The following is a 26,154-nucleotide window of genomic DNA, read 5'->3' as shown; positions in this document are numbered from 1 at the left end:
CTCAGGCGTCCCTTCCGAACAAGCCTGCCGGCCGCAGCAACAGCACGATGGCCATGATGACGAAGATCACGATGTTGGAAGCTTCGGGATAGAACACCTTGGTCAGCCCTTCGGCCAATCCCAGCACATAGCCGGTGACGATGGCGCCGAGGATCGAGCCCATGCCGCCCACCACGACCACGGCGAAGACGACGATGATGATGTCTGAACCCATCAGCGGACTGACCTGGTAGACCGGCGCGGCCAGGATGCCGGTCAGGCCGGCCAGCGCCGCGCCGAGCCCGTAGGTGAGGGTGAGCAGCAGCGGCACGTTGACGCCGAAGGCCTGCACGAGGCGCGGGTTCTCGGTCGCCGCGCGCAGGTAGGAACCGAGCCGCGTCTTCTCGATGAGCAGCCATGTGCCGAGGCACACGGCAAGCGATGCGACCACCACCCAGCCGCGGTAGTTGGGCAGGAACATGAAGCCGAGATTGGTGCCGCCCGCCAGCAGCGGCGGCACCGAATAGGGGTTTCCCGACACGCCGTAATAATAGCGGAAGATGCCCTCGACGGTCAGGGCGAGGCCGAAGGTGAACAGCAGGCCATAGAGGGGGTCTATGCCGTAGAGCCGCGACAGCGCCAGCCGCTCGACCGCCATGCCGAACAGCCCGACCGCCAGCGGCACCAGGACCAGCGCCGGCCAATAGCCGATCCCGAACTTGACCAGAAGCAGATAGCCGACGAAGGCGCCGAGCATGTAGAGCGCGCCATGGGCGAAATTGATGATGCGCAGCAGGCCGAAGATGACGGCCAGCCCCAGGCTCAGCATGGCGTAGAAGGAGCCGTTGATGAGGCCGACCAGCAATTGCCCGAGGAAAGCCTGGATGGGGATTCCGAAGATCGTGGTCATGAAGCCTCAGACTCCCAGCACCTGGTGCAGTTCGTCCATGTGGGCGGAAAGCTCCGCGACCGGAAAGCCGCCCACCACCTTGCCGTGCTCCATCAGGTAGAAGCGGTCGGCGACCCGGCTGGCGAAACGGAAATTCTGTTCCACCAGCAGGATGGTCATGCCGCGCGCCTTGAGCGTCAACAGAAGTTCGCCGATGCGCTGCACGATGACGGGCGCCAGCCCCTCCGTGGGTTCGTCCAGCAAAAGCATGGTGACCCCGGTGCGCAGCATGCGTGCGATCGCCAGCATCTGCTGCTCGCCCCCGGAAAGCTTGGTGCCGGGGCTGTTGCGCCGCTCCTTGAGGTTCGGGAAGAGCTCGAAGATCTCCTCGACGCTCATGCCGCCCCTGGCCACGACCGGCGGCAGGAGAAGGTTCTCGTCCACGGTCAGCGTGGCGAAGATGCCGCGCTCCTCCGGCACGAAGCCGATCCCGGCATGGGCGGTGCGGTGCAGCGGCAGCCGCATCAGGTCCTGCCCGTCGAAGGCGATCTTGCCGGTGCGCTTGCGGATCAGCCCCATGACCGCGCGCAGCGTCGTGGTCTTGCCGACGCCGTTGCGGCCGAGCAGCGTCACCGTTTCGCCGCGACGGACGTCGAGGTCGACGCCGTGCAGCGCATGGCTTTCGCCGTACCAGGCATTGAGGCCGCGCAGGCTGAGCAGGGGCGAGGCGTCGGCCATCAGCCTTCCTCCATGCCCATATAGGCCACCTTCACGCGCTCGTCGGACGCGACGGTCGGATAGTCGCCGGCCGCCAGCACTTCGCCGCGTTGCAGCACCGTGATCCAGTCGCACAGATCGGCCACCACCGACAGATTGTGCTCCACCATCAGCACGGCGCGGTCACTGGCCACCGAGCGGATGATCTCGGAGACCGTCCCGACATCCTCATGTCCCATCCCGGCCATCGGTTCGTCGAGAAGCAGCACCTTCGGATCGAGCGCCAGCGTGGTGGCGATCTCCAGCACGCGCTTGCGGCCATAGGACAGGTCGCCGGCGAGGCGGTGACGGGCGTTCGCGAGACCTACGGCCTCCAGCAGTTCTTCCGCGCGCGGCGTCAGCCGGTCGAGCGCGGACAGCGGCCGCCAGAACTGCACGGCCAGGCCGCCGGGCCTTTGCAGGGCGACACGCACGTTCTCCAGCACGGTGAGATGGGGGAAGGTAGCCGAAATCTGGAACGACCGCACCAGGCCCATGCGCGCCACCCGTGCCGGCGGGGTGCGGGTGATGTCCTGGCCGAGCAGCTCGATCCTGCCGCTGCTCGGCTCCAGGAACTTGGTCAGCAGGTTGAAGACGGTGGTCTTGCCGGCTCCATTGGGGCCGATCAGCGCGTGGATGCGGCCGTGATGGACGTCGAGATCGACATTGTTGACGGCGACGAAGCCGCCGAAATCGCGCCGCAGGCCGCGGGCGGAAAGCACCACCCGCGGCTTAGGTACATCCATGCCGGGCGCTTCGGCCACAGCGGTTGCGCCTTTCACTTGGAGACGAGCGGGCAGCCGCTTTCCTCGGCTTTCAGGAACGCCTGGTCGCCGGGGATCGTCGCCAGATACGTGTAGTAGTCCCAGTCCTTCTTGCTCTCCTCAGGCTTCTTGACCTGGTAGAGATACATGTCGTGCACCATCGAGCCGTCGGCCTGCACCTTGCCGTTGCCGGTGAAGACGTCGTTGACCGGCATTTCGTGGAGCTGCTTGGCCACGGCTTCGGTCTCGTCCGTGCCGGCCTTGTCGATCGCCTTCAGATATTGCAGCACGGCCGAGTAGGTTCCGGCCTGGATCATGTTGGGCATGCGGTTGGTGCGCTTGAAGAAACGTTCGGCGAATTCGCGGCTCTTGTCGTCGCGATCCCAGTAATAGCCTTCCGTCAGCACCACCCCTTGGGCCGCCTGCAGGCCGAGACCATGCACTTCGGCCAGCGTGAACAGCAGCGCCGCCAGGCGCTGCCCGCCCGCGACGATGCCGAATTCCGCCGCCTGCTTGATCGAGTTCGAGGTGTCGAGGCCGGCATTGGCGAGGCCGATGATCTTGGCGCCGGAAGACTGTGCCTGCAGCAGGAAGGAGGAATAGTCGGTCGCGCCGAGCGGATAGCGCACCTCGCCCAGGACCTTGCCGCCATGGGCTTTCACATATTTGGCGGTCTGCTCCTCGAGCGAATAGCCGAAGGCGTAGTCCACGGTGATGAAGTACCAGCTGTCGCCGCCTTGCTCGACCAGCGCGCCGCCGGTGCCGACCGCCTGAGAATGGGTATCGTATGCCCAGTGGAAGCCGTAGGGCGAGCATTGCTTGCCGGTGAGGTCTGTCGCCGCCGCGCCGGTGACGATGTCGATCTTCTTCTTTTCCTTGGAGATGCCCTGCACCGCCAGCGCCACAGAGGAGGTGGTGAGTTCCATGATCGCGTCCACCTGCTCGGTGTCGTACCATTGGCGCGCGATGTTGGAGGCGATGTCGGGCTTGTTCTGGTGGTCGGCGTCGATTACCTCGATCGGCGCGCCCTGCACCTTGCCGCCGAAATCCTCGACCGCCATCTTGGCGGCCTCGACCGACCACTTGCCGCCGAAATCGGCATAGACGCCCGATTGGTCGTTCAAAATGCCGATCTTGACCTTGCCGTCCGAAATCTCGGCGGCGGAAGCGGGTAATGCCATCGCCGCCAGAAGCACGGCCGGGGCAAGATAGGACCTCATCATTCGCGAAAACCTCCCTTGTGCATCGCCTGCCTCTGGCGGAAGCGCCCGTGTCTTCACGTTGGCGCTTCCGGTGTCGGGCATGACGCTGGCCATGCCTGGGCAGGGTCCGGTGGCGAACCGTAACACGAGCCGACAATGCGGGAACAGCTACTTTGGTTGCAGACGGCACGGGCGTTGCAGGCTCGCCCCGGCGGCGAATGCGCCGCAAATACTCGGTTGCCGTTGGCAGAAACGCAGCGCGGGAAGCAAGGCTGGGTCCACGGCCGAGCGTCACGCGACCGTCGGGACGTGATCGAAACGACTGCTATGGGCTAGGAAGTTGGTGGAGCCAATCGGAATCGAACCGACGACCTCTTGAATGCCATTCAAGCGCTCTCCCAACTGAGCTATGGCCCCACTTCCGGCCTGCGGCCGGTGCCGTTTCCGGCTTCCGTCGGCGGGCTTGGGGTCCCGCCGTCAAGTGCAGGCGGCTTCTAGCGCCGCCTTCGATCATTGGCAAGCCTTAATGGGGGCTTTTTTGCCGAAACACGAAAAGCATGTTTCGGCTGCCCCCTGAGGCGTCAGTTTTCGTCGTCGTCGTCGCCTACGCCGATCATGTCGGAGACGTCGTCGTCGCCTTCTTCCTCGTCCTCGAGGAAGGTGTCGTCGTCATCGTCGCCGAGGTCGACATCGTCTTCGTCATCGCCCAGGTCGGGAAGGTCGTCGCCCTTGGATTCTTCTTCGGCGTCCTCGAGAGACACCAGCTCGGCGCCCTCTTCCTCGCCGTCCTGTTCCTTGTCCTCGACCTCTTCGTCCTCTTCGATCGAACTGATCTTGCTGTCCTCGAAATAGGAGCGCGGATAGCTCTTGCCCGTATAGGGAGAGACGACGGGGTCCTTGTTCAGGTCGTAGAATTTACGGCCCGTCTCAGGGTCGATTCGTTTTGTGCCAAGTTCGGGTTTCGCCACGGCAAGCCTCGTACGGAAAAGTCTGGTCCCCTTAATCGCAGTTTTCCGCGCTGTCAAAGCCAAATGCCGGGGTGCGGCGGGCCTTTTTCCGGACTTTTTCGGGGATGACGGCCGCCTTTCGCCATGTTAGGTACATCCCCGCAAAAACGACCACCCGGCTTTGAGCCAGCGCTCGGCCAGACAAACCCAGGACATCAGAAAATGGCGCACGACGCCAAGCCAAACCCTGCGACCGCGCGGCGGTCGCCGCCGCTTTCCGGCATTGCCCGCGTGCCGGGCGACAAGTCGATCTCCCATCGCTCCTTCATGTTCGGCGGGCTTGCCTCCGGCGAAACGCGCATCACCGGCCTGCTCGAAGGCGAGGACGTGATGCGCACCGGCGAGGCCATGAAGGCCATGGGCGCGCATATCGAGAAGCGCGGCGACGAATGGGTCATCCGCGGAACCGGCAATGGCGCGCTGCTGCAGCCGCAGGCGCCGCTCGATTTCGGCAATGCCGGCACCGGCTCGCGCCTCACCATGGGACTGGTCGGCACCTACGACATGGAAACGACCTTCGTTGGCGACGCTTCGCTCTCCGGCCGGCCCATGGGCCGCGTGCTCGATCCGCTGCGCCAGATGGGCGTCCAGGTGCTGAAGTCGGCGCCGGGCGACCGCATGCCCTTGACCCTGCGCGGGCCGAAACATGCCGCACCGATCACTTACCGCGTGCCGATGGCCTCCGCGCAGGTGAAGTCCGCCGTGCTTCTGGCCGGCCTCAATACCCCGGGCGTCACCACGGTGATCGAGCCGGTGATGACGCGCGACCATACCGAGAAGATGCTGAAGGGCTTCGGCGCCAATGTCGAGGTGGAGACGGACGAGCGCGGCGTGCGCCACATCTTCATCGAAGGGCAAGGCAAGCTTGCCGGGCAGACGATCGCCGTGCCGGGCGATCCGTCCTCGGCCGCTTTCCCGCTCGTCGCGGCGCTGATCGTGCCGGGTTCGGACATCACCATCCGGAACGTGCTGATGAACCCGACCCGCACCGGGCTGATCACCACGCTGCTGGAGATGGGCGCGAGGATCGACGTCCTCGATCCTCGCAATGCCGGCGGCGAGGACGTGGCCGACCTGCGCGTGCGCCACTCCGAACTGAAGGGCGTGACGGTGCCGCCGGAGCGCGCGCCGTCCATGATCGACGAATATCCGGTGCTGGCGGTCGCGGCCTCCTTCGCTGAAGGCGAGACGCTGATGCAGGGGCTGGAGGAACTGCGCGTCAAGGAATCGGACCGGCTTGCCGCCGTCGCCGCGGGACTGAAGCTGAACGGCGTCGACTGCACCGAGGGTGAGGCGACGCTGGCCGTGCGCGGCGTGCCCGGCGGCAAGGGGCTTGGCGGCCCGGCCGGCGGCAAGGACGCGGTCAGGACCCATCTCGACCATCGCATCGCCATGAGCTTCCTGGTCATGGGGCTTGCTTCGGAGCGGCCGGTGACGGTGGACGACCGCACCATGATCGCCACCAGCTTTCCCGAATTCATGGGCCTGATGCGGGACCTGGGCGCCGGCATCGACACCGAAGCCGCAGGCCGCTGACAGCTAGCGCTCCCCGTCCGTACCGTAGCGGCGGGGAGCATCGGCAGGGGTGCACCACGGGAAGCTGTCGCAGCCCTTCAGCTTCCTGTTGCCAGGCCGCGCCGTGTCTGGTTTCCTTGCCGCATGGCACTTCGCAGCGAAGCATTCCAGCAGTTCATCGACGCGGCCCTTGCCGCGTTCGGGCGCCATGCGCGGGATCCCGAATCGCGCCGCACGATCCGGCAGATCTCGGCGGCGCTGGAGACGCCAGGTGTCGAACGCTCGGGCCCCGGACGTCGGTTGCCCACCTGCTCGCATCTTGAAGGCGCTCTGGCCGCGGCATCGGCGCACGAGGCGCTGCGCCCGCTGGTCGAGCGGTTCAAGGCACTGGAACCGCGCCTGCAATGGTCCAACCGCTCGGAAGTCGACGCGTCGGCCAGCAGGAACTTCGCCAGCAGCCATGCCAACGCGATGATCGTCGGCCCGGGCGGCCTCGAAGCGCGCAAGGACATCTGGCTCGGCGTCTCGTTGTTGGCGCCCAACGTCCGCTATCCGGACCACGACCATGCGCCGGAAGAGGTCTATCTGGTGCTGTCGGAAGGAGAGTTCTGGCACGGCAAGGACCCCTGGTTCTCGCCGGGCATTGGCGGGTCTTTCTACAACGAGCCCGGAATCCGGCACGCCATGCGTTCAGGCGACAAGCCTCTGTTCGCGTTCTGGGCGCTGCAATCAGCCTGAACGTCCGCGCGCGCAAGCGACGAGCGGTGCAAAAAGCCCGCACCATCCAGCGATGATGCGGGCCGAATCAGCCTGAGGTGGTGGAAGTTATGCTTCTTCCACGCTGGGATTCAGACACGGCCCGCAACGGCGCGCAATAAATCGAACGCGCTATGGCCATATCCTCGTCCCAGCGGATGCTCAAAAGCCTTGAGTTTGGGCTGAGAACGGAAAAGCCCCGCATTGTCGGCCAATGCGGGGCTTTCGCTTGAAACTGGTGCCCAGAAGAGGACTCGAACCTCCACGCCTCGCGGCACACGGACCTGAACCGTGCGCGTCTACCAATTCCGCCATCTGGGCTGGTGCGCGCTCATGTAAGCGGGTGGGCGGACCGTGTCAACGCGCTTTTTTCAAATGCGCTCCACGGTTTGCCGGCCAACGCTGCGGCGCGGGTGATCCGTGGCTGTCAGCCGGCCAGAACCTCCTTGGTGGCCACGGTCGAATCGGCGTTGAGAGTGTAGACGATCGGCACGCCCGTCGCCAATTCGAGCTTGACGATCTCCGGTCCCGAAATGCCTTCCAGCCCCATGATCAGGGCACGCAACGAATTGCCGTGGGCCGCCACCAGCACCGTTTCGCCGCGCAGCACATGCGGCTGCATGTCATGCAGGTAGTATGGCCACACGCGCGCGCCGGTGTCCTTCAGGCTTTCTCCCCCCGGCGGCGGCGTATCATAGGAGCGGCGCCAGACATGCACCTGCTCCTCGCCCCATTTGGCGCGGGCGTCGTCCTTGTTGAGGCCGTTGAGGTCGCCATAGTCGCGCTCGTTCAGCGCCTGGTTGCGGATCGTCGTTAGGTCGCTCTGTCCGGTGGCATCCAGGATGAACTGGCAGGTGCGTTGCGCCCGTTTCAGCGCCGAGGTGAAGGCGATGTCGAATTTGAGCCCGCGCTCGGCCAGCCTGCGGCCGGCTGCCTTGGCTTCCGCCACGCCCTGTTCGGTAAGGTCCACGTCGCGCCAGCCGGTGAACAGGTTCTTCATGTTCCATTCGCTCTGTCCGTGGCGCACGAGCACGAGAGTTCGCGACAATCTTTTCTCCTTCAGTTTTTCGGGCGGCTCAGGCGAAACCGAGCACGTCTCGCATCGAATAGAGGCCGGGCTTCCTGCCCCGTGCCCAAAGGGCCGCCTTCACCGCGCCGCGCGCGAAGATGGCGCGGTCTTCGGCGTGGTGCGAGAGCGCGATGCGTTCGCCCGGACCGGAAAGGAAGACCGTGTGTTCGCCCACCACCGAGCCGCCCCGCAGGGTGGCGAAGCCGATCGAACCGCTGCGCCGCGCGCCGGTATGGCCGTCGCGGGTGCGCACGCTGTTCTCCGCCAGCGCGATTTCGCGCCCGGCGGCGGCGGCCTCGCCCAGAAGCAAGGCCGTACCGGACGGCGCATCGACCTTGTGCCTGTGGTGCATTTCCAGGATTTCGATGTCGAAGTCCTCCGGGTCGAGCGCCCGGGCGGCCTGCTCCACCAGAACGGCCAGCAGGTTCACGCCGAGGCTCATATTGCCGGATTTCACGATCGTCGCATGACGCGCGGCGGCGGCGATCTTTTCATTGTCCTGCGGCGAGCAGCCGGTGGTTCCAATGACGTGGACGATGCGCGCCTGCGCGGCGTAGCCGGCGAACTCCACCGTCGCAGCCGGCGCGGTGAAGTCGAGCACGCCCTCGGCATGGGCGAATGCCTGCAGCGGATCGTCCGATATGGCCACGCCGATGCGGCTGATGCCGGCCAGTTCGCCGACGTCCTTGCCCACATGCGGCGAGCCGGCCCGCTCGATGGCCCCGGCGACGCGCGCGCCGGGAATGGTCGCGACCGCGCGGATCAGCGCCTGGCCCATGCGTCCGGCTGCGCCCACCACCACCAGTCCCATATCGGTCGCGGCATCGCTCATGCGGTCCTCCCGGCTGTCTTTTCGTGTTCTGGCTCCGTCGCCGCAACGGCTTCGGATCCGCTGTCGTCTACGAGCCCGAGGCCCCTGACGTCCTGCATGCGATGGAACCGGGCATAGACCCCATGCGGGTTCGCCATCAGCTCGGCATGGGTGCCTTCCTCGACGAGCCGGCCTTCGTCCAGCACGACGATGTGGTCGGCGTTGATGACCGTGGACAGGCGGTGCGCGATGACGATGGTCGTGCGCCCCTGCATCACTTCGGTCAGCGCTTCCTGCACCTTGGATTCCGATTCGGTATCCAGCGCCGAAGTCGCCTCGTCCAGCAGCAGGATCGGAGCCTGCCGCACCATGGCCCGCGCGATCGAGATGCGCTGGCGCTGGCCGCCCGACAGCGTGACGCCGTTTTCGCCGATCGGCGATTCATAGCCTTGCGGCTGGCGGCGGATGAACTCGTCGGCCTGCGCCAGCCGCGCGGCCAGCTCGATCTCGTTGTCGGTCGCCGAAGGCTTGCCGTAGCGGATATTGTCGCGGATCGTGCCCTCGAACAGATAGGGATGCTGCGAGACATAGGCGATCGAACGGCGCAGCGAACGTTTCGTCACCTTCGATATGTCCTGGCCGTCCACCTCGATCACGCCGGAATCCAGGTCGTAGAGCCGTTGCAGCAGTGCCACCAGCGTGGTCTTGCCCGCCCCGGAAGCGCCGACGATGGCCGTCGTCTTGCCGGCGGCGGCGGTGAAGCTCAGCCTGCGCAGCACCGGCGCATCGGGCGCGTAGCCGAAGGAAACATTGGTGAAGCGCACCTCGCCCTGCTTGACGACCGCCTCGATGGCGCCGGCGGCGTCGCCTTGCGGCTGCATGTCGAGCAGTTCGTAGATCATGCGCGCGTTGACCAGCGCGCGCTCGACATTGACCTGCGTGCGCGCCAGCCGCCGCGCCGGATCGTAGGCGAGCAGCAATGCGGTGATGAAGGCCATGACGTCGCCGGGGGGATGGTTGTCGATGGCCGCCCGGTAGGTGGCATAACCGATGACGCCGGCCACCGCGAAGCCGGCGAGCATTTCCGACACCGGCGTCAGACGTTCGGAGACCCGCGCGATCTTGTTGTAGCGCGCCTCCGCCCGGTCCACGAGCTCGCCGATCTTGCGGGACAACTGCTCCTCCATGGTGAAGGCCTTCACCACGGTGATGCCCTGCACGGCTTCCTGCATGGCGCCGATCAGGTGGGAATTGATCTCGACCGACTCGCGCGTCACGCGCCGCAGGCGCCGCATGATGTAGTTCACCGCCCAGACCAGCGGCGGGCCCACGAGGAGCACGCTGGCGGCCAGGAAGGGCTGCTGCCACACCATCACGCCGATCAGGCCGATCAGCGACACCAGATCGCCGACGATGGACTTCATGGTCATGCCGAGCAGGTCGCGGATGCCGGCGACGTTTTCGTTGATGCGGGCGGCAAGCCGCCCGGAGCGGTTGGCGTTGTAGAAATTGACGCCGAGCCGCATCAGATGCTGGAACACGCGCTTCTGGTAACGCGCCACGACGCTGTTGCCGATCCGCGACAGCGTGACCGCCTGCCCATAGGTGGCGAGGCCCCGCACGATGAAAATGGCGATGATGGCGCCGCAGATCAGCGGCGCGCGCTCATAGCGTTGCTCCACGAAGATATCGTCCACCAGCGGCTTCATGATCCATGCCGCAAGGCCGGTCGTGGCCGCGACCGCGATCAGGCAAATGGCAGCCAGAACATAGAGGCCGATATAGTCGCGCCCGTTTTCCGCCAGGATGCGCCTTATGACGGCGATGATCTCGCTGGGTGCCGGCCGCTTTTTTGGTTCGTTGGAAGTCAAGTACCAGGTCCGCTTCGTGCATCGCGCACGGGCGCGCGTGGCGCCCGGCTTCGTCATATAGGCATAGGCGGCGCTTGCCTATGGCCAAAGAGCGACGCCCGGACAGATTCGTCCGGTCGTTGAAAGGCTAAGCCTGCCAGCGACGGCCGTCGGTGGACACGCCGAACAGCCATGGCGCGCGCGCATATGCTGCCAGGCCCGAAAGTGCGGCCAGCGGGTGCGTGATGACGTAGACCGGCATGGAGCGCAGCAGTTCGCTGTGCGGGGCCTTGTCCTCGAAGGCGGCGCGGAACCCTCCTTCCTTCAGGGCCGGCACGATCTTCTGCGCGATGCCGCCGGTGAGGAACACGCCGCCGCGGCTCATGAACACCAGCGCGAGGTCGCCGGCCGTGCGGCCGAGGCAGGTGACGAACAGCGCCAGCGCCTCTTCCGCCACCGGATCGGATTTGGCGAGTGCGGCGGCCGTCACCTCGGCGGGCTTGGTGAAGGGCGCGGCCTTTCCGTCGGCCTTCGCGACGGCGCGATAGGCGTTGACCAGTCCGCGCCCGCACAGGATCTGCTCGCCGGAAACGCGGCCTTCTATGGTCTCGATGTGCGGAAAGACCTGATAGTCGCGTGCCGTGCGCGGGCCGATATCCATGTGGCCGCCCTCGCCGGGCACCGGAATCCAATGGTCCAGCGCGTGGATCAGCCCGGCGACGCCGAGCCCCGTGCCGGGGCCAAGCACCACGCGGCCGGCATGCGGCTCGGGCGCGCCGCCGCCGATCTTTTCCATATGCTCCTCGCCCAGCGCCACGACGGCCAGCGCCTGTGCTTCGAAATCGTTGAGCACCACCACGTCGCTGAGGCCGAGGCTGTCGAACATGACCCGGGGGCGGACCACCCAGGGGCAATTAGTAAGCCGGATCTCGTCGCCGTCGACAGGTCCCGCGACGGCGAGAACGGCCGAGTTCGGGCGCATCGCGGCGCGGTCGAGCACGGCGGCGCGGATGGCGTCGTCGATCGTGGCGAAATCCGCGGTCTGGACGATCTGCGGCTCACCGGCCTCGGAATGCGGATCGGGCACGACGGAGAAGCGCGCATTGGTGCCGCCGATATCGCCGATCAGGATCGGGAATCGCAGCGCCCCGTCGTTCTCGCCTGGCATTCGCATTCCTCGTCTGACCTGATCGGCTGAACCTATAGCCAAACGGCAATGTCCACGAAAGTGGTGCCGGAACGCGTCGGCGTCAATTCCCGGGTCGCGGGCGCGGCAATGGTATGCCGATCGCCGGCGTCGGCGCAAAGGCGCTCGCGGTCGCGGGCAGTCCAGCTTCGCCGATCACCGCCTTCGGCCGGGGCGCGTCGTCGGCGGGAGCGGCCGCCACGGCGACGTCGGAACTGCCGCCGTGATAGGTCGCCGCCGCGACGGACACCGGCGACGGCGCGGTCAGCACGGCCCGGCATTCCTTCGGCAGGCTCGCCATGGTCATCAGGTCGCGCGCCTTGGGGGCGTCCGGGTTCTTGCTCGGGCGCCACGGCTCGTCGGTGAACCACCAGGCCAGCGGCTTGCCGCAGCCGTCGCCGGGAGGAACCGCCGCCTGGCGCTTGCAGTCGGGCGAACCCGGCTGGCAGCCGATGCGGATGTGGAAATGCTCGTCATGGCCCCAGAACGGCCGGATCTTGGCCAGCCACGAACGGTCGCCGGTGACGGTGTCGCACAGCTCCTTCTTGATGCCGGGATGCACCAGGATGCGCTCGATCTGCGGATAGGTCGCGGCCAGCTTGAGCAGCCGCGTGTGCGCAGGCGTCCAGCGCCTGCCGTCCACGGCCAGCGAGTGCGGCTTCAGCATCGACACGAACGGCACCTTTTCCCGTTCGGCCAGGGAGGTGGGCTGGCGTGGCATCGGCTGGTACCAGATGTCGGCGTCGAGCCCGATCTGGTGGGAGGCGTGGCCGGTCTGCATCGGGCCGCCGCGCGGCTGCGAGATGTCGCCGATCATGAGGCCCGGCCATCCCTGATTCGCGGCATCGCGGGAAAACCGTTCGAGCAGGGAGATGAGTGCCGGATGGCCCCAGTTGCGGTTGCGCGAGGGGCGCATCACTTCCCAGGTCGGCCCGGTCAGCGGAAGGGCGACGCCGCCGGTGAAGCAGCCCTTGGAATAGAAGCCGATCGATTGCGGGGCGGTCGCGGCCGGCAGCCGCTCCGAGCCGAACAGGTTCTTGGCCAGTTCCTCGGCGGCGGCGTGCTGCGGCGTTGCCGCCAGCATGCCGGCCGCAGCCAGTGCGGCTAGCGCACGCGCGGCGGCGGAGAAAAAGGACCGTTTCAGCATCTTCATCGAATTCACACCTCTGCCGAGACACTGCCCCGCCATGCTTACCCGTTCGTTAACGCCGTGTCCGTATCCCGGCCATCCGGGTCACGACCGCTTGATCGGGCTGCGCGCCTCGCCCTCGGCCCAATCGCCTTCGGCCCACATATGGCCGAGGGCCGCGCGGTAGTCCGGGAAGCGCAGGGCATAGCCCGCCGCCTTCAGCGCCGCGTTGGAAACGCGCTTGTTCTCGCCATAGAAGGACCGCGCCATGGGCGAAAGTTGGGCGGTCGCGAAATCCGTTTCCGGTGGCGGCTCGATGCCCATCAGCGAAGCGGCATAGGCGACCACGTCCTGCGGCGGGGAGGGCATGTCGTCCGTGACGTTGTAGATGCCGCCGCGCTTGCGTTCTGCGAGGTGCCGCAGCGCCCCGGCGATGTCGTCGCGGTGGATGCGGTTGAACACCTGCCCGGGCTTGACCAGCCGGCGCGCCGTGCCGTTGGCCAGGTTGACGAAGGCGTTGCGGCCCGGCCCGTAGATGCCGGAAAGCCGCAATATGGCCAAAGGCCGCCCGGCCTCATGCGCGAGCGCCTGCCATTCCCGCTCCGCGTCGAGCCGAAGGGCCGAGCGCCGCGAGACCGGCCGGCATTCGCTTGCCTCGTCCACCCAGTTGCCGCCTTGATCGCCATAGACTCCGACGGTGGAGAGGTAGCCGATCCATTCCAGTCTCGGCATCCTGTCGCGGATCGTCTCTTTCGCCACGTTCAGCACCGGATCGCCGGCATCGTCCGGAGCGATCGAGACGACGAGATGTGTGGTTTCGGCCAGCGCGGCTTCGATCTCTGGCGTCGATGCCCCGCCGAAGAGGAGCGGGCGGATCGCGTCGGCGCGCAGGGAATCGAATTTCTTCGCGGTGCGCGTGGTGCCGGCGAATGCGCCGAAATCCGTGTTCGTCCGCGCGAATGCCTTGGCCGAATAGCCGGCGCCGAAGATGAAGGTCTTTGTCCCGCTCATTTTATCTTTCTCGTTCGGCCTTTGCCATGCGCCATTCCTCGCGCACCTGTTCGTCGTCTTCGCTTTCGAGCCCGGCTTGCGCCCGGGCGCGAAAATCCGCGTCGGAACTCAACCGCGCCAGCGCCCATACTGCCGCGCCGCGCACCAGCGCGGAAGGATCGGCAAGCAGATTGATCACCTGCGGGACAAGGGCAGGATCGCCGGAATTGCCGGCGGCGACCAGCACGTTGCGGATGAAGCGGTCGCGGCCGATGCGCTTCACCGGCGACCCCGAGAAGAAGGTGCGGAAAGCCGCATCGTCGAGTTCCAGAAGATCGGCAAGCTTCGGCGCGCGCAGATCGGCGCGCGCGGCGAGCTTGATTTCGGACGCGGCGCTGGCGAATTTGTTCCACGGGCAGGCGGCGAGGCAGTCGTCGCAGCCATAGATGCGATTGCCGATCGCGGCACGGAATTCATGCGGGATCGGCCCCTTGTTCTCGATGGTGAGGTAGGAGATGCAGCGTCGCGCATCCAGCCGATAAGGCGCTGGGAAGGCCTTGGTCGGGCAGGCGTCCAGACAGGCGCGGCAGGAGCCGCAGCGGTCGATCTCGGGCGCGTCCGGCTCGAGTTCGGCCGTGGTGAAGATGGTGCCGAGGAACAGCCAGGAGCCGTGGTCGCGGCTGACCAGATTGGTGTGCTTGCCTTGCCAGCCCAGCCCCGCCGCCTGCGCCAGCGGCTTTTCCATCACTGGGGCGGTATCGACGAAAACCTTGACGTCGCCGCCGGCGCGCGACACGATCTTGCCGGCGATCTCCTTCAGCCGCCCCTTCATCACCTCGTGATAGTCACGGTTGCGGGCATAGACGGAAACGGCGCCACGGTCGCGCCGCGCAAGCACGGTGCGCGGGTCCTCGTCGGGCCCGTAATTCATCGCCAGCACGATGATGGAGCGCACCTCCGGCCAGAGCGTCGAAGGAGCGCTGCGCCGCTCCAGCGTTTCCGCGATCCAGCCCATGGAGCCGTGGAAGCCGGCGGCGACGAACTCGGAAAGCCTTGCCGGCGCGAGCGGGATGGCGTCCGGCCGCGTGACGGCGACCGCGGTGAAGCCGGCGGCCTCGGCCTCGCGGTCGATCAGCGCGCGCAGCTTGCTTTGATCAGAAATCGAGGTCCGCATAGTGCGACACCGGCGAAATGCCGCGGACGCGGTCGCTCAGCAGCGACCGGAACGAGGGCCGCGACTTGACCCGCGTGTACCATTCGCGCGCGACCGGATATTCGCTCCAGTTGATCTCGCCGAGATAGTCGAGCACCGAAAGCGAGGCGGCCGCGGCCAGATCGGCGTAGGTGAGGCGGGTGCCGGCCAACCAGTGGCGCGTGCCTGCCAGCCAGTTGGTGTATTTCATGTGCTGGCGGATATTGGCGCGGGCGGCGCGTATGGCGGTCGAATCGGGCGAGCCGCCGCCGGCCTCGGCCGGCATATGCGGCTTCAGCACGCGTTCGCGCACCAGATGGCGGGTGACCTCGCTCTCGGCCTTGACCAGGTACCAGTCCATGAGCCGCCGGATCTCGGCGCGCTCCATCGGGCCTTCGACGAACAGCCGGCGCTCACGCTTCAAGACCCCGCGCGTCTCGTCCAGATATTCGGCGATCACCGTCGCGCCGATGATGGGAACGTCGCCTTCCGCCAGGAGGATCGGCAGGTTGCCGGCCGGGTTCAGCGCCAGGAATTCCTTGCGCCGCGTCCACGGCTTCTCCTCGATCAGCGCCAGCTCCTCGCCATATTCGCCGAAGGCGAGGCGCACGAAGCGGCAGGAAGTGAACATCGGGTGATGGAAAAGCGTCAGCATTGTCCCGCTATGACAAAAGCGTCTGGCGAATCGCCGGACGCGCCGATAAACCTTGGCGGCCCTGACGGGCCGTCGGCTGCTGCGAGCTATAGGGTCACTTGCTCGCCGTGACAAGCAAGCGCTGGAGGCTGCATGGATACCTGGACCATCATCGAAGCCCTGTTGCTCGGCCTGCTCGAGGGATTGACGGAGTTCATCCCCGTCTCGTCCACGGGACATATCCTGCTCGCCGGACATTTTCTCGGTTTCGAATCGACCGGCAAGGTGTTCGAGGTGCTGATCCAGTTCGGCGCCATCCTCGCCATCCTCACCGTCTATGCCGGCAAGATATTCGCCTTTCTGCGCCGGCCCGATGCCGTCAAGCTGCTGGGCGAGACCATCGTGGGCGTGATCGCCAGCCTCATCTGGTTGGCAGGCTGCGTCTATGAGCTGATCGTGTCGGCGTTCAAGCGCCGTCGTCCCAACTTGTTCCTGGCGCCGGACCTGCCCAAGGACCGCTCGGTGCGCCTGATGGTGGGGGTGGTCCTCGCCTTCCTGCCGGCGGCGGTCATCGGCGTGATCGCCCACGACTTCATCAAGGCCGTGCTGTTCGAGACACCGAAGCTGATCTGCATCATGCTGATCCTCGGCGGCATCGTGCTTTTGTGGGTCGACCGCATGGACCTGAAGCCGCGCTATCACGACGCGTCGGAGCTGCCGCTGTCCACCTGCCTCAAGATCGGCCTGTTCCAGTGCCTCGCGATGATCCCCGGAACCTCGCGCTCCGGCTCCACCATCGTCGGCTCGATGCTGCTCGGCGTGGACAAGCGCGCGGCGGCCGAGTTCTCCTTTTTCCTTGCCGTTCCGACCATGCTGGGCGCCTTCACGCTCGACCTCATCAAGAACCGGCATATCCTGTCGGGCGCCGATTTCCCGATCATCGCCATCGGTTTCGTCGCCGCCTTCCTGACCGCGGTGGTGGTCGTGCGCAGCCTGCTCGGCTACGTCTCGCGTCACGGCTACGGCCTGTTCGGCTGGTGGCGGCTGATCGTCGGCGTGCTGGGCCTGGCCGCCCTGTTCGTCTGGGGCTGATGCCAGTCCGGCCGTGATTCAGCGGCTTTGCAGGTGGGGGGCGGCGACCGTCAGGCTGCCGGCTTGCGCTGGAACTGGCCCGCCGCGCGGAAGCGCCAGAGATAGCTGGGCAGGATGACGCTCAGCAATTGCGGCTGGATACCGAGACCGGCGAAGGTCCGGCCCTCGCGCTCGGCAGTTTCCGAAACGATGTTGTGCTGCCTGAGCTGCGCCAACTGGTCGCGCGTCAGCAGCGGGTTCGGCAACAGGCCGAGGATGGAGGCCTGAAGGCTGGCGAGCCACCACGGCACCGGCAGCAGCAGGCGCTTGCGATCGATCACGGCGAGCAGTTCCTCCATGCATTCCTTGAAGGTCAGCACTTCGGGTCCGCCCAGTTCATAGATGCGGCCGCGCTCGATGGTGCCGTCCACGGAGCTTGCGATGGCTTCAGCGACGTCGCCGACATAGACGGGCTGGAACTTGGTTCCGCCGCCGCCGATCAGCGGCAGAGCCGGCGAATAGCGCGCCATGTTGGCGAAGCGGTTGAAGAATTCGTCTTCGGGACCAAAATTGATCGACGGCCGGAAGATCACGGCGTCCTTCACCGTTTCCAGCACGGCCTTCTCGCCGCGCGCCTTGCTGCGGGCATAGGCGGATGCCGAATTGAGGTCGGCGCCCAGCGCAGAGACGTGGGTGAGGCCGGCGCCGACGGCGCGCGCGGCCTCGGCAATGGCGCGGGCGCCGAATTCGTGCACGGCGCTGAAACGCTGGCGCCCGCCCTCATGCAGGATGCCGACGAGGTTGATGACGTGGTCGGCGTCCTGCACGGCATTGTCCACCGACCAGCGCACGCGCACATTGGCCTGGATGGGCTGGACCTGACCGACATTGCCGAGCGGCTGGAGATAGCCGGCGAGGTCCGGCCGGCGGCAGGCCGCACGCACGCGGTAGCCGCGCCTGGCCAACGCCCGCACCACATGCCGCCCGACAAAGCCTGAGCCGCCGAAGACAACGACGAGCTTGGGGGTTTGCAGGATTTCGGTCATGGCTGGCTCCGGCACTCTGTCCAGACTTGGCTGGGAACTTGGCTGAAGCCGTTTCATAGTCGGTTTCGAGCCAAAGGCAAAGGGTTCCACAGCCGCGGCACCAGCCGGACGGGCAAGGCTCAGAAAGCCTTGCCGATCTGCGCATCGACCGAATGCCTGTTGCCGCCGCGGATGACGAAGAAGAACAGCATCGCCGACCATAGCAGCGACTTCTCCGCGCCGGAAAAGCCCTGGCCCATGGTGACCCAGTGGAACCACACCGTGACCAGTAGCACGAACAGGCCCGCAAAGGCCGCAGGCCGTGTCAGGAAGCCCAGCGCGACGAAGATGCCTCCGAAGAACTCGGCGCAGGCCAGCAGCAGGGACCAGAAGGCGCCCGGATAGAAGCCGAGGCCTTCCACCATCTCGGCGGCCCCGAACGGGTTCATGATCTTGGAAGACCCATGGATGGCCAGGAAGCCGCCGGCGACCGCCCGCAGCAATGTCTCGGCGCCGTCTCGCAAGGCTGAATACAGGCCGCCAAGAGCAGGAACGATAAGGCGTTGACGGGATTGTTCGCTCGATACCGACATCGGCACTCCTTTGGTTCGATGATTGGAGACGTCGATATCGGCAGGCCAAAAGCAAATGACAAAAAGTTGATATTATTAGTCATATTATTTTTACAATGAGATCTGAAGCCGCGCGGCAGGCCAGACAGATTGCGTACCCTTGTTCTGTGCATGCATCTTCGCCGGCCGGAAGCTAGGATGGAACATGGATGGCATTCCGGCACTCGAACCGTCGGCGAGGACAAGGCATGGGCAGCGCGCTTCCGGAAATGTGGCTGGTCCGGCACGGACAGACCGAGTGGAGTGTCACCGGACGGCACACCGGGCGCACCGACGTCCCGCTGGCGCAGGCCGGCGAGGAGGCCGCGCGGCGGCTTGCCGGGGAACTGGACGGCCTGTCAGTCGCCGCCGTGTGGTCGAGCCCGTCGCGCCGGGCGCAGGACACCTGCCGGCTCGCCGGATTCGGCGACAGGGCCGTGGTCGACCTCGACCTCGCCGAATGGGACTATGGCGCCTATGAAGGGCTGACCACCGCACAGATTTTGGCCGAACGTCCCGGCTGGCAATTGTTCCGCGACGGCTGCCCGAACGGCGAGAGCGCTGCCGATGTCGGCGCGCGGGCGGACCGCGTCGTCGGCCGATTGCGTCAGGCAGGGGGCAATGTCCTGTTGTTCTCCAGCGCGCACTTCCTGCGCGTGCTGGCGGCGCGTTGGGTCGGCCTGCCGCCTGAAAGCGGCTCGTTGTTCATTCTCGACACGGCAAGCATCAGCATCCTCGGCTACGAGCACGATCCCGGCGAACCGGTCGTGCGCCGCTGGAACGCCACGGCTTGAGGTCAAATCCAAGCGGGGCCGGGGGGTGTAAGGGCGGAGCCGGCAGGTCTAGGAACGCCGCTGAGCGAATTCCGATATCCGCCGCACCACGTCGGTCGAAACCTTCAGGCCCTTGGCCTCGGCCCGCCTCATTGATTTCGCCTTACCCATGCCGGGGATGTAGACGCCATATTGGCCGCCGAGCCGGTCCATCTGCTCGCGCATGCGTTGCTCGAACCGCTCGTCGAGCAGTTTCGGCTGGATCGCCAGCACGAACAGTCCGCTGCCGGGATTTTCGCGTCCCGACATGAAGGAAGGTGCGTCCAGCGACCAGTTGGCACCTGTCAATCCGGCCGCGAGCACCTCGACCATCAGTGCGATATTGGCGCCGCGCTCGCCGCCGAAGGCGAGCAGCGCGCCCTTCATCGCCGCCGCCGGATCGGTCGTGGGTTTTCCGCCGGCATCGACCGCCCAGCCTTCCGGTATCTCCTCGCCCTTGTCCGCTGCCTTGCGGATGTTGACGAAGGCGGTGGCGCTGGACGCCTGGTCGATGACCAGCGGCGGCCCGTCGGCCACAGGCGCGGCGAAGGAAAGCGGATTGGTGCAGTAGACCGGCTTGGTCGAGCCCGAGCCGGCCAGCAGCGCCGGGCCGTTGGTGGCCGCCAGCGCCACCAGCCCGCGCGCGGCCAGACGGCCGGTGAAATAGCCCAGCGCGCCGCAGGTATAGGCGTTCTTCTGGGAAAAGATCGCGACCCCGAACAGTTGCGCGGCCTTGGCGAACTCCTCAATCGCCCGGTCGAAACCGGTATGGGCGGCGCCCTTCTTGGCGTCCGACAGGAATACGGCCAGGGCAGGGCGGTTGATCACGGGCTCGGCCGCGCCGTCCAGCCGCCCGGCGTCCATCGCCTCAAGATAATCGACGAAATGCGAAAGCCCGACCGAAGAAGCTCCCTCGGCCTCCGCCACCACGGCCGCGGCAGCCAAAGCTTCGGCCGTTTCCTCGCTGGCGCCGGCGCCAAGGGCCGCCACCCGGCACAGCACCCGGGCTTGTTCGAGGCTCAGATCCATGTTCCGACCTTCCTGTCGCTCGCCCCCAAGGCGGCTTCGTCATCCCAGCCGGTTCGGTATGCGCGCTTCGAGCCGGCGGAAGAGGAAGACGATGACGCCGGTTATGGCCATATAGACCAGCGCCAGAAGCAGCAAGGGCTCGTAGGTGACGAAGGTTTCCTGACGCACGCGCGAGGCCACCGCATAGACGTCGATCATGGTGATGGTCGCCACCAGCGGCGTGGCCTTGAGCTGCAGCACGGTTTCGCCGGCCAGCGTCGGCAACGCCCGCTGCAACGCCTGTTTCAGCCAGATGCGGCGGAACGCGGTCCAGCGGCTCATGCCGAAGGCGCGGGCCGCCTCGAGCTGGCCGCGCGGTACGCCGGCGAAAGCGCCGCGCATCACCTCGCCCTCGTAGCCGGCATAGGAAAGCGTCAGCGACAGCACCCCATAGGGCCATGCCTGCCTGAGATAAGGCCACAGGAAGGATTCGCGGACCCACGGGAATTGCGGAAACAGCGAACCGAGGCCGTAATAGAGCAGCCAGAGTTGCAGCAGCAGCGGCGTGCCGCGGATGACGGTGCAGAAACTGCGTGCCGGTATCGCCAGCCAGCTTGGCCCGGCGGCCTGCGCGAGCCCGAGCGGAATGGCCAGCGAAATGCCGAGCGCCGATGTCACCAGCAGCAGCCAGACGGTGCGCCAGATGCCTTCGAGCGCCAGCGGCATGTAGGTCGGCAGCCAGTCCCATCGCATCAGGAAGATCGCGGCCAGCACTATGACGGCCGCCGCGATCATCAGCACGATCCGGTGCGGCTGGAGCCAGAGCGAAGCGCGGGCGGCGCTGCGGATGGCGGCGGCCTCCTGCGTCATCGGCCGGCCTCCGCGACCGGCGGCATGCCGCGCCGCGCCCAGCGCTCGATCCGTCCTATGATGGTGTTGGAGAACAGCGTCAGCGCCAGGTAGAGAATGCCGGCGGCGAAGAAGAAGGTGAAATAGGCTTTCGTCGCGCCGGCCGCGAGCCGCGTCGTCTGGGTCAGCTCGTTGAAGCCGACGACGGCAAGAAGCGCCGTGTCCTTAGTGGCGATCAGCCACAGATTGGCAAGGCCCGGAATGGCGAAGGGCAGCATGGCTGGCAGGGTGATGCGCCGCAGCATCAGGCCGGGCGACATGCCGTAGGCGCGCCCCGCCTCGATCTGCCCCTGCGGGATGGCGAGGATCGCCCCGCGCAGCACCTCGGTCGAATAGGCGCCCTGCACCACGCCGAGCACGCCGATGCCGGCAACCAGTCCGTTGATGTCCACCGGCGGGTGGCCGAACAGGTCGAGCAGCCGGTTCACCAGGTCCGTGCCGGCGAAATAGAGCATCAGGATCAGCACCAGTTCCGGCACGGCGCGCACGATGGTGGTGTAGAGGCCGAACAGGTCGCGCACCATCGGGCTGCCATAGAGCTTGCCCCAGGCGCCGCAGATGCCGATGAGAAGGCCGAGGCCGAAGGCGCCGACGGCGATCTCGACCGAGGCGAGCAGTCCGCGTAGAAGGTTCGCGCCCCAGCCCGGCGGTTCAAGCGAAAGCAGTTCGATGGTGCCGGCGGCCGCGGCGGTGATGAATGCGTGGGTCAGGGTTGCCCCCGGTGGTCAGGTGTCTAAGGGCGCGGGGCTGCATGGCCCCGCGCTGCGGTCCGTATCGGCGTCAGTTGGACTGCTGCTCGTCGCCGTAGACGTCGAAATCGAAATATTTCTTGGTGATCTCGGCATATTTGCCGTCCGTGCGGATTTCCTTGATCGCCGCGTTGATCTTGTTCGCCAATTCGGTGTCGCCCTTGCGCACGCCGGCGCCGACGCCCGGTCCGAGCACTTCGACGTCAGGCGCGACATAGCCCTTGAGATCGCAGCAGGCCTTGCCCTGGTCGGATTTCAGAAAGGCGTCGAGCGCGATGGAATCGGCTTGGGTGGCGTCGATGCGCCCTGCGGCGAGATCCTGGTTGGCCTCGTCCTGCGTCTGGTATTCCTTGATCTCGGAAGCCGTGCTGCCGAAATGCTTCTTGGCGTAGACCGCGTGCACGGTGGACACCTGCACGCCGAGCACCTTGCCCTTCAGCCCCTCGGGCGTGGCGTCGAACTTCTGGTCCTTGGCTCCGACGATGGCGGTCGGCGTGTTGTAGTACTTGTCGGAGAAGTCGATCTCCTTCTTGCGCTCGTCGGTGATCGACATGGAATTCATGATCGCGTCGATCTTCTTGGTCTTCAGCGCGGGAATGAGGCCGTCCCACGGGATCGGCGTCAGCACGCAGTCGAGCTTGGCCGCGTCGCAGATGGCGTTGACGATCTCGACCTCCCAGCCGCCCCATTTGCCGGAGGAATCCTGGGTGTAGAAAGGCGGATAGGCTTCCGGCGAAAAGCCGACCTTGATGGTCTCGGCGCCGGCTGCATAGGCACCCGAAAGCGCGATCGCCGCAGCCGTGACGGCGGCCTTGAGGAAAGTCTTCATGCTCGGTTCTCCCATTCTGGTTTGATCTTCTCCCGGCGCCGGCTTTTCCCGGTCTCCGAATCGTCTTTCACCCCACATTGCGCAGGAACTGCTTCAGCCTTTCCGATTTCGGCGCGCCGAAGATCGCGTCGGGCGGGCCCTCCTCCTCGACCAGCCCGTTGCTGAGATAGATGACGTGGGTGGCGACCTCGCGCGCGAACTTCATCTCATGCGTCACCAGCACCATGGTCCGGCCCTCGCGCGCCAGGTCGCCGATCACCTTCAGCACCTCGCCGACCAGTTCGGGGTCGAGCGCCGAGGTCGGTTCGTCGAACAGCATGACGCGCGGCTGGATGGCGAGCGCGCGCGCGATCGCGCCGCGCTGCTGCTGGCCGCCGGACAGGAAGGCGGGGTAGACGTCGCGCTTTTCCGCCAGCCCCACGCGCGCCAGCAACTTCTCGGCCGAGGCGACGGCTTCGTCGCGCTTGACGCCCAGCACGTGGACGGGAACCTCGATGACGTTTTCCAGAAGCGTCATGTGGCTCCACAGGTTGAAGTTCTGGAACACCATGCCGAGCCGCGAACGGATGCGCTCGATCTGCTTGCGGTCGGCCGGCACGCTGTCGCCGTGGCCGATTGTCTTCAACCGGATCTGCTCGCCATTGACGCGGATGATGCCGCTGGTGGGGTTCTCGAGACAGTTGATGCAGCGCAGCAGGGTCGACTTGCCCGATCCCGATCCGCCGATGATGGCGACCACCTCGCCGTCCCGCGCCGACAGCGAAACGCCCTTCAGGACGTGCAGTTCGCCGAACTTCTTGTGCAGGTTCTCGACATGGATCGCTTCGGCCGCCTGTGTGCCCGTTCCGTTTCGGGGCTGCCCGTCCGCGGCGGCTGGCGCTTCCCGGCCGCTCATTCCGGCCCGGCTCCGCGACGTGTGTCCGTCCGCCGTTCTGCGGCTCGTCGAATGGTTGCCCGGCTGCTCATCATGCGTTGCGCGACCCTGCCCTTGTTCAAGCATGGACCCGACGGGGCAGGCCCGTCAATCCCGGCCATTACGGCACTTGCGACGCTGTTATGCAAGTGTATAAATAGCCTGGAATGAAAATTTATCTGTTTTTTTCAGAACGGAAAAACCGGCGGATGCGCGTCTGTTTCGGCGGGCGGCCGCGTCGGGCGGCGCGTCCATGAGCGGGACGGCGCGCCGCAAATTCCGTCGCGAGGGAGAGGAGCGGCGGCGCCAGGACCTGATCGAGGCGACGCTGGATTGCGTCGCCGAGCACGGATTGGAGGGCGCCACCGTGCGCGCCATCGCCTTGCGCGCCGGTGTGACGGCAGGACTGATCCGGCACTACTTCCCCGGCAAGGAGGAATTGCTGCAGGCCGCCTATGCGACGATCGTGGGGCGCATGACCGAGCAGGCCAAGGCGGCGCTTTCACTTGCCGACACGGACCCGCGCCAGCGCCTCGTGGCCTTCGTGAAGGCCAATCTCGGCCCGCCGGTTGTGGACGAGCGCGTGTTTGCGCTGTGGGCCGCCTTCACGGGCCGCGCGAATTCCGATCCGGCTCTGGCGGCGGCCCACCGCGAAGGCTATCTCGGCTTCCGCGACGAGGTCGAGGCTCTGGTGGCCGAGGTGCTCGCGGCCGAGGGCCGCGCCGCGACGAAAGCCGAGTTGCGGGCGCACGCCATCGCCGTCAACGGCGTCATCGACGGGTTGTGGATCGAGGGCTGCCTGGCGCAGGAGATGTTCGAGCCGGGCGAACTGGCCGGGATCGGCATCGCCGCGGTCGGGACGTTGCTGGGATTCGAAATAGGCATGGAGGCAGGCAGATGACGACGGTTGGAGAGGCGTTGATCTCGCTTCTGGAGGCGCACGGCGTGGACACCGTGTTCGGCATACCGGGCGTGCACACGGTCGAGCTTTATCGGGGGCTGGCGCGTTCCCGCATTCGCCACGTCACCCCGCGCCATGAACAGGGCGCCGGCTTCATGGCCGACGGCTATGCGCGCGCCGGCGGCAAGCCGGGCGTCGCGTTCGTCATCACCGGGCCGGGCCTCACCAACACCATCACCGCCATGGGGCAGGCGCGCGCCGATTCCGTTCCCATGCTGGTGATTTCGGGCGTCAATGCCACGCCGACGCTCGGCAAGGGCCTCGGCTTCCTGCACGAACTGCCCGACCAGCGCGGCATGATGGAGAAGGTGGCGCTCGCCTCGACCCGCATCACCCAGGCCGCCGAACTGCCCGGCGCGCTGGCGCATGCCTTCGCGCTGTTTTCCTCTTCCCGTCCGGGACCGGTGCACATCGAGATCCCGACAGACGTGATGGTGCAGCCTGCGGACGGACTTCAAGCCGGGCTTTCGAACGCCGTGCCGCCCCTGCCCGACGCCGGCGCGATAGCGGAGGCGGCGAAAATGCTTGCGACGGCGAAACGCCCTCTCATCCTCGCGGGCGGCGGTGCCAAACATGCCGCGGCGGCTTTGAAGCATCTCGCCGAGCGTCTCGGCGCGCCGGTGGTGCAGACCGCCAACGCGCGCGGCCTCATGCACGGCCATCCCCTCGCGGTGCCGGCCAGCCCAAGCCTCAAGGCCGTGCGTGCGCTGATGGCGGATGCCGATGTCGTTCTGGCGGCCGGCACCGAATTCGGGCCCACCGACTACGACATGTATGGCGACGGCGGCTTCGTCCTGCCCGACAATCTTGTCCGCATCGACATCGACCCGGCACAGCTTCGCCGGCACCCTGCCAGGCTCTGCATCGAGGCGGATTGCGGGGCGGCGCTGGAGGCATTGGCCGCGCGGCTTCCTGAAACCGTCAAACAATCCCCCGAGGGAGAAGCACGCGCAGGCGCGGCGCGCGAAGCCGCTTTGTCCGGCCTCGACAAAACCCTGCGCGGACAGATCGAAGTCGTCGAAACCATAAGGGACGCGCTGCCGGGTTCCATCGTCGTCGGAGACTCCACCCAGCCGGTCTATGCCGCCAATCTCTATTACGATCACGACCGGCCGGGCGGCTGGTTTAACGCGGCCACCGGCTTCGGCGCGCTGGGCTATGGCCCGCCTGCGGCCATCGGTGCCGCCCTGGCCGTTCCCGACGCGCCCGTGGTGTGCCTGTCCGGCGACGGCGGCTTCCAGTTCACGCTGCCCGAGATCGGTGCCGCGCTCGATGCCGGCGCGCCGGTCATCTTCGTGGTCTGGAACAATCGCGGCTACCGCGAGATCGAAACCTCGATGCGCGAGGTGGGCGTCGAACCCGTCGGCGTGTCTCCGGAACCGCCGGATTTCTGCAAGCTGGCTCAAGCTTACGGCATCGAGGCCGAGCGGTTGTCGGGAGCCGCCGGTCTGGCGGCTGCATTGACGCGGGCGCGGACGAAAGGAAAACCCGTCCTGATCGAGATTTCTGTTGAGTGAGCGCACAAAAGGCGCGACCT

At 66.4% G+C, this 26,154-nt stretch carries 26 protein-coding genes and 2 tRNA genes; 6 read left to right on the top strand and 22 right to left on the bottom strand.

Annotated elements, in window-relative coordinates; genetic code table 11:
• Position 1 precedes the first annotated feature (1 nt).
• The 6 genes from QU595_RS21670 to QU595_RS21645 all read right to left on the bottom strand — a co-directional run bounded on the left by QU595_RS21670 (position 2) and on the right by QU595_RS21645 (position 4,558).
• On the bottom strand, positions 2-889 hold the full coding sequence (locus QU595_RS21670; RefSeq protein ID WP_315925811.1) for a branched-chain amino acid ABC transporter permease: 888 nt from the start codon (positions 887-889) through the stop codon (positions 2-4).
• 6 nt (positions 890-895) lie between these two features.
• Positions 896-1,606: an ABC transporter ATP-binding protein gene (locus QU595_RS21665; protein WP_315925809.1), complete on the bottom strand. Its 711-nt coding sequence runs from the start codon at positions 1,604-1,606 to the stop codon at positions 896-898.
• Positions 1,606-2,370, bottom strand: coding sequence for an ABC transporter ATP-binding protein (locus QU595_RS21660; protein WP_315925807.1), 765 nt, complete (start codon positions 2,368-2,370; stop codon positions 1,606-1,608). The genes QU595_RS21665 and QU595_RS21660 overlap by 1 nt, the downstream gene beginning before the upstream one ends.
• Before the next feature lie 32 nt (positions 2,371-2,402).
• On the bottom strand, positions 2,403-3,611 hold the full coding sequence (locus QU595_RS21655; protein WP_315925805.1) for an ABC transporter substrate-binding protein: 1,209 nt from the start codon (positions 3,609-3,611) through the stop codon (positions 2,403-2,405).
• Between the two features lie 320 nt (positions 3,612-3,931).
• Positions 3,932-4,007, bottom strand: a tRNA-Ala gene (locus tag QU595_RS21650).
• A gap of 164 nt (positions 4,008-4,171) precedes the next feature.
• Positions 4,172-4,558 carry a TIGR02300 family protein gene (locus tag QU595_RS21645; protein WP_315925803.1) on the bottom strand — a complete coding sequence of 129 codons (387 nt, stop codon included), beginning with the start codon at positions 4,556-4,558 and terminating at the stop codon, positions 4,172-4,174.
• A gap of 201 nt (positions 4,559-4,759) precedes the next feature.
• Between QU595_RS21645 and aroA the strand changes: the two genes are divergently transcribed.
• Both aroA and QU595_RS21635 read left to right on the top strand, forming a co-directional pair.
• Positions 4,760-6,133, top strand: a complete 1,374-nt coding sequence (aroA, locus tag QU595_RS21640) for a 3-phosphoshikimate 1-carboxyvinyltransferase (RefSeq protein ID WP_315925800.1) — start codon at positions 4,760-4,762, stop codon at positions 6,131-6,133.
• Between the two features lie 123 nt (positions 6,134-6,256).
• On the top strand, positions 6,257-6,850 hold the full coding sequence (locus QU595_RS21635; protein ID WP_315925798.1) for a dimethylsulfonioproprionate lyase family protein: 594 nt from the start codon (positions 6,257-6,259) through the stop codon (positions 6,848-6,850).
• A gap of 254 nt (positions 6,851-7,104) precedes the next feature.
• On the opposite strand, the gene QU595_RS21630 is transcribed toward QU595_RS21635, so the two are convergent.
• The 9 genes from QU595_RS21630 to QU595_RS21590 all read right to left on the bottom strand — a co-directional run bounded on the left by QU595_RS21630 (position 7,105) and on the right by QU595_RS21590 (position 15,750).
• Positions 7,105-7,189: transfer RNA gene (locus QU595_RS21630), tRNA-Leu, on the bottom strand.
• Positions 7,190-7,295: 106 nt separating this feature from the next.
• Positions 7,296-7,916: a 2,3-bisphosphoglycerate-dependent phosphoglycerate mutase gene (locus tag QU595_RS21625; RefSeq protein ID WP_315925796.1), complete on the bottom strand. Its 621-nt coding sequence runs from the start codon at positions 7,914-7,916 to the stop codon at positions 7,296-7,298.
• Positions 7,917-7,944: 28 nt separating this feature from the next.
• Positions 7,945-8,769: a 4-hydroxy-tetrahydrodipicolinate reductase gene (gene dapB / locus QU595_RS21620; protein ID WP_315925794.1), complete on the bottom strand. Its 825-nt coding sequence runs from the start codon at positions 8,767-8,769 to the stop codon at positions 7,945-7,947.
• Positions 8,766-10,676, bottom strand: coding sequence for an ABC transporter ATP-binding protein (locus tag QU595_RS21615; RefSeq protein ID WP_410000550.1), 1,911 nt, complete (start codon positions 10,674-10,676; stop codon positions 8,766-8,768). Before QU595_RS21615 ends, dapB begins: the two co-directional genes overlap by 4 nt.
• A gap of 70 nt (positions 10,677-10,746) precedes the next feature.
• Entirely contained in the window at positions 10,747-11,766 is a 1,020-nt protein-coding gene (locus tag QU595_RS21610; protein WP_315925790.1) for a glucokinase, read from the bottom strand.
• 82 nt (positions 11,767-11,848) lie between these two features.
• Complete coding sequence (mepA, locus tag QU595_RS21605; RefSeq protein WP_410000549.1) at positions 11,849-12,973, bottom strand: penicillin-insensitive murein endopeptidase; 1,125 nt, start codon at positions 12,971-12,973, stop codon at positions 11,849-11,851.
• Between the two features lie 45 nt (positions 12,974-13,018).
• Positions 13,019-13,924 (bottom strand): SDR family oxidoreductase, encoded by a 906-nt coding sequence (locus QU595_RS21600; RefSeq protein WP_315925786.1) that lies wholly within the window; start codon positions 13,922-13,924, stop codon positions 13,019-13,021.
• A gap of 1 nt (position 13,925) precedes the next feature.
• Positions 13,926-15,077 (bottom strand): tRNA epoxyqueuosine(34) reductase QueG, encoded by a 1,152-nt coding sequence (gene queG / locus QU595_RS21595; protein ID WP_315925784.1) that lies wholly within the window; start codon positions 15,075-15,077, stop codon positions 13,926-13,928.
• On the bottom strand, positions 15,058-15,750 hold the full coding sequence (locus QU595_RS21590; RefSeq protein WP_315925782.1) for a glutathione S-transferase family protein: 693 nt from the start codon (positions 15,748-15,750) through the stop codon (positions 15,058-15,060). Before QU595_RS21590 ends, queG begins: the two co-directional genes overlap by 20 nt.
• Positions 15,751-15,882: 132 nt before the next feature.
• Between QU595_RS21590 and QU595_RS21585 the strand changes: the two genes are divergently transcribed.
• Entirely contained in the window at positions 15,883-16,821 is a 939-nt protein-coding gene (locus tag QU595_RS21585; RefSeq protein ID WP_315925780.1) for an undecaprenyl-diphosphate phosphatase, read from the top strand.
• A gap of 50 nt (positions 16,822-16,871) precedes the next feature.
• Here QU595_RS21585 and QU595_RS21580 read toward each other — a convergent pair whose 3' ends face one another.
• Both QU595_RS21580 and QU595_RS21575 read right to left on the bottom strand, forming a co-directional pair.
• Positions 16,872-17,846 carry a complex I NDUFA9 subunit family protein gene (locus tag QU595_RS21580; RefSeq protein WP_315925778.1) on the bottom strand — a complete coding sequence of 325 codons (975 nt, stop codon included), beginning with the start codon at positions 17,844-17,846 and terminating at the stop codon, positions 16,872-16,874.
• Positions 17,847-17,965: 119 nt separating this feature from the next.
• Complete coding sequence (locus tag QU595_RS21575; protein ID WP_315925776.1) at positions 17,966-18,418, bottom strand: DoxX family protein; 453 nt, start codon at positions 18,416-18,418, stop codon at positions 17,966-17,968.
• 227 nt (positions 18,419-18,645) lie between these two features.
• Between QU595_RS21575 and QU595_RS21570 the strand changes: the two genes are divergently transcribed.
• A complete protein-coding gene (locus QU595_RS21570; protein ID WP_315925774.1) occupies positions 18,646-19,230 on the top strand; it encodes a histidine phosphatase family protein in 585 nt (194 codons plus the stop codon).
• Positions 19,231-19,278: 48 nt separating this feature from the next.
• On the opposite strand, the gene QU595_RS21565 is transcribed toward QU595_RS21570, so the two are convergent.
• The 5 genes from QU595_RS21565 to QU595_RS21545 all read right to left on the bottom strand — a co-directional run bounded on the left by QU595_RS21565 (position 19,279) and on the right by QU595_RS21545 (position 23,638).
• The gene (locus QU595_RS21565) at positions 19,279-20,277 is read right to left on the bottom strand and encodes an Ldh family oxidoreductase (RefSeq protein ID WP_315925772.1); all 999 of its coding nucleotides are present in this window, start codon (positions 20,275-20,277) and stop codon (positions 19,279-19,281) included.
• Positions 20,278-20,316: 39 nt separating this feature from the next.
• Positions 20,317-21,126: an ABC transporter permease subunit gene (locus QU595_RS21560; RefSeq protein ID WP_315925770.1), complete on the bottom strand. Its 810-nt coding sequence runs from the start codon at positions 21,124-21,126 to the stop codon at positions 20,317-20,319.
• Positions 21,123-21,860 carry an ABC transporter permease gene (locus QU595_RS21555; RefSeq protein ID WP_410000556.1) on the bottom strand — a complete coding sequence of 246 codons (738 nt, stop codon included), beginning with the start codon at positions 21,858-21,860 and terminating at the stop codon, positions 21,123-21,125. Before QU595_RS21555 ends, QU595_RS21560 begins: the two co-directional genes overlap by 4 nt.
• 85 nt (positions 21,861-21,945) lie before the next feature.
• Positions 21,946-22,743, bottom strand: coding sequence for a transporter substrate-binding domain-containing protein (locus QU595_RS21550; RefSeq protein WP_315925768.1), 798 nt, complete (start codon positions 22,741-22,743; stop codon positions 21,946-21,948).
• Between the two features lie 67 nt (positions 22,744-22,810).
• Positions 22,811-23,638 carry an ABC transporter ATP-binding protein gene (locus QU595_RS21545; RefSeq protein WP_315925766.1) on the bottom strand — a complete coding sequence of 276 codons (828 nt, stop codon included), beginning with the start codon at positions 23,636-23,638 and terminating at the stop codon, positions 22,811-22,813.
• A gap of 271 nt (positions 23,639-23,909) precedes the next feature.
• Between QU595_RS21545 and QU595_RS21540 the strand changes: the two genes are divergently transcribed.
• Positions 23,910-24,557: a TetR family transcriptional regulator C-terminal domain-containing protein gene (locus QU595_RS21540; protein WP_315925764.1), complete on the top strand. Its 648-nt coding sequence runs from the start codon at positions 23,910-23,912 to the stop codon at positions 24,555-24,557.
• Positions 24,554-26,134 carry a 5-guanidino-2-oxopentanoate decarboxylase gene (locus tag QU595_RS21535; protein ID WP_315925762.1) on the top strand — a complete coding sequence of 527 codons (1,581 nt, stop codon included), beginning with the start codon at positions 24,554-24,556 and terminating at the stop codon, positions 26,132-26,134. Before QU595_RS21540 ends, QU595_RS21535 begins: the two co-directional genes overlap by 4 nt.
• Positions 26,135-26,154 lie beyond the last annotated feature (20 nt).

The organism is Mesorhizobium sp. SP-1A (assembly GCF_032460275.1).
Lineage (GTDB): Bacteria > Pseudomonadota > Alphaproteobacteria > Rhizobiales > Rhizobiaceae > Mesorhizobium.
This window is presented reverse-complemented; position numbering and strand designations above follow the sequence as displayed.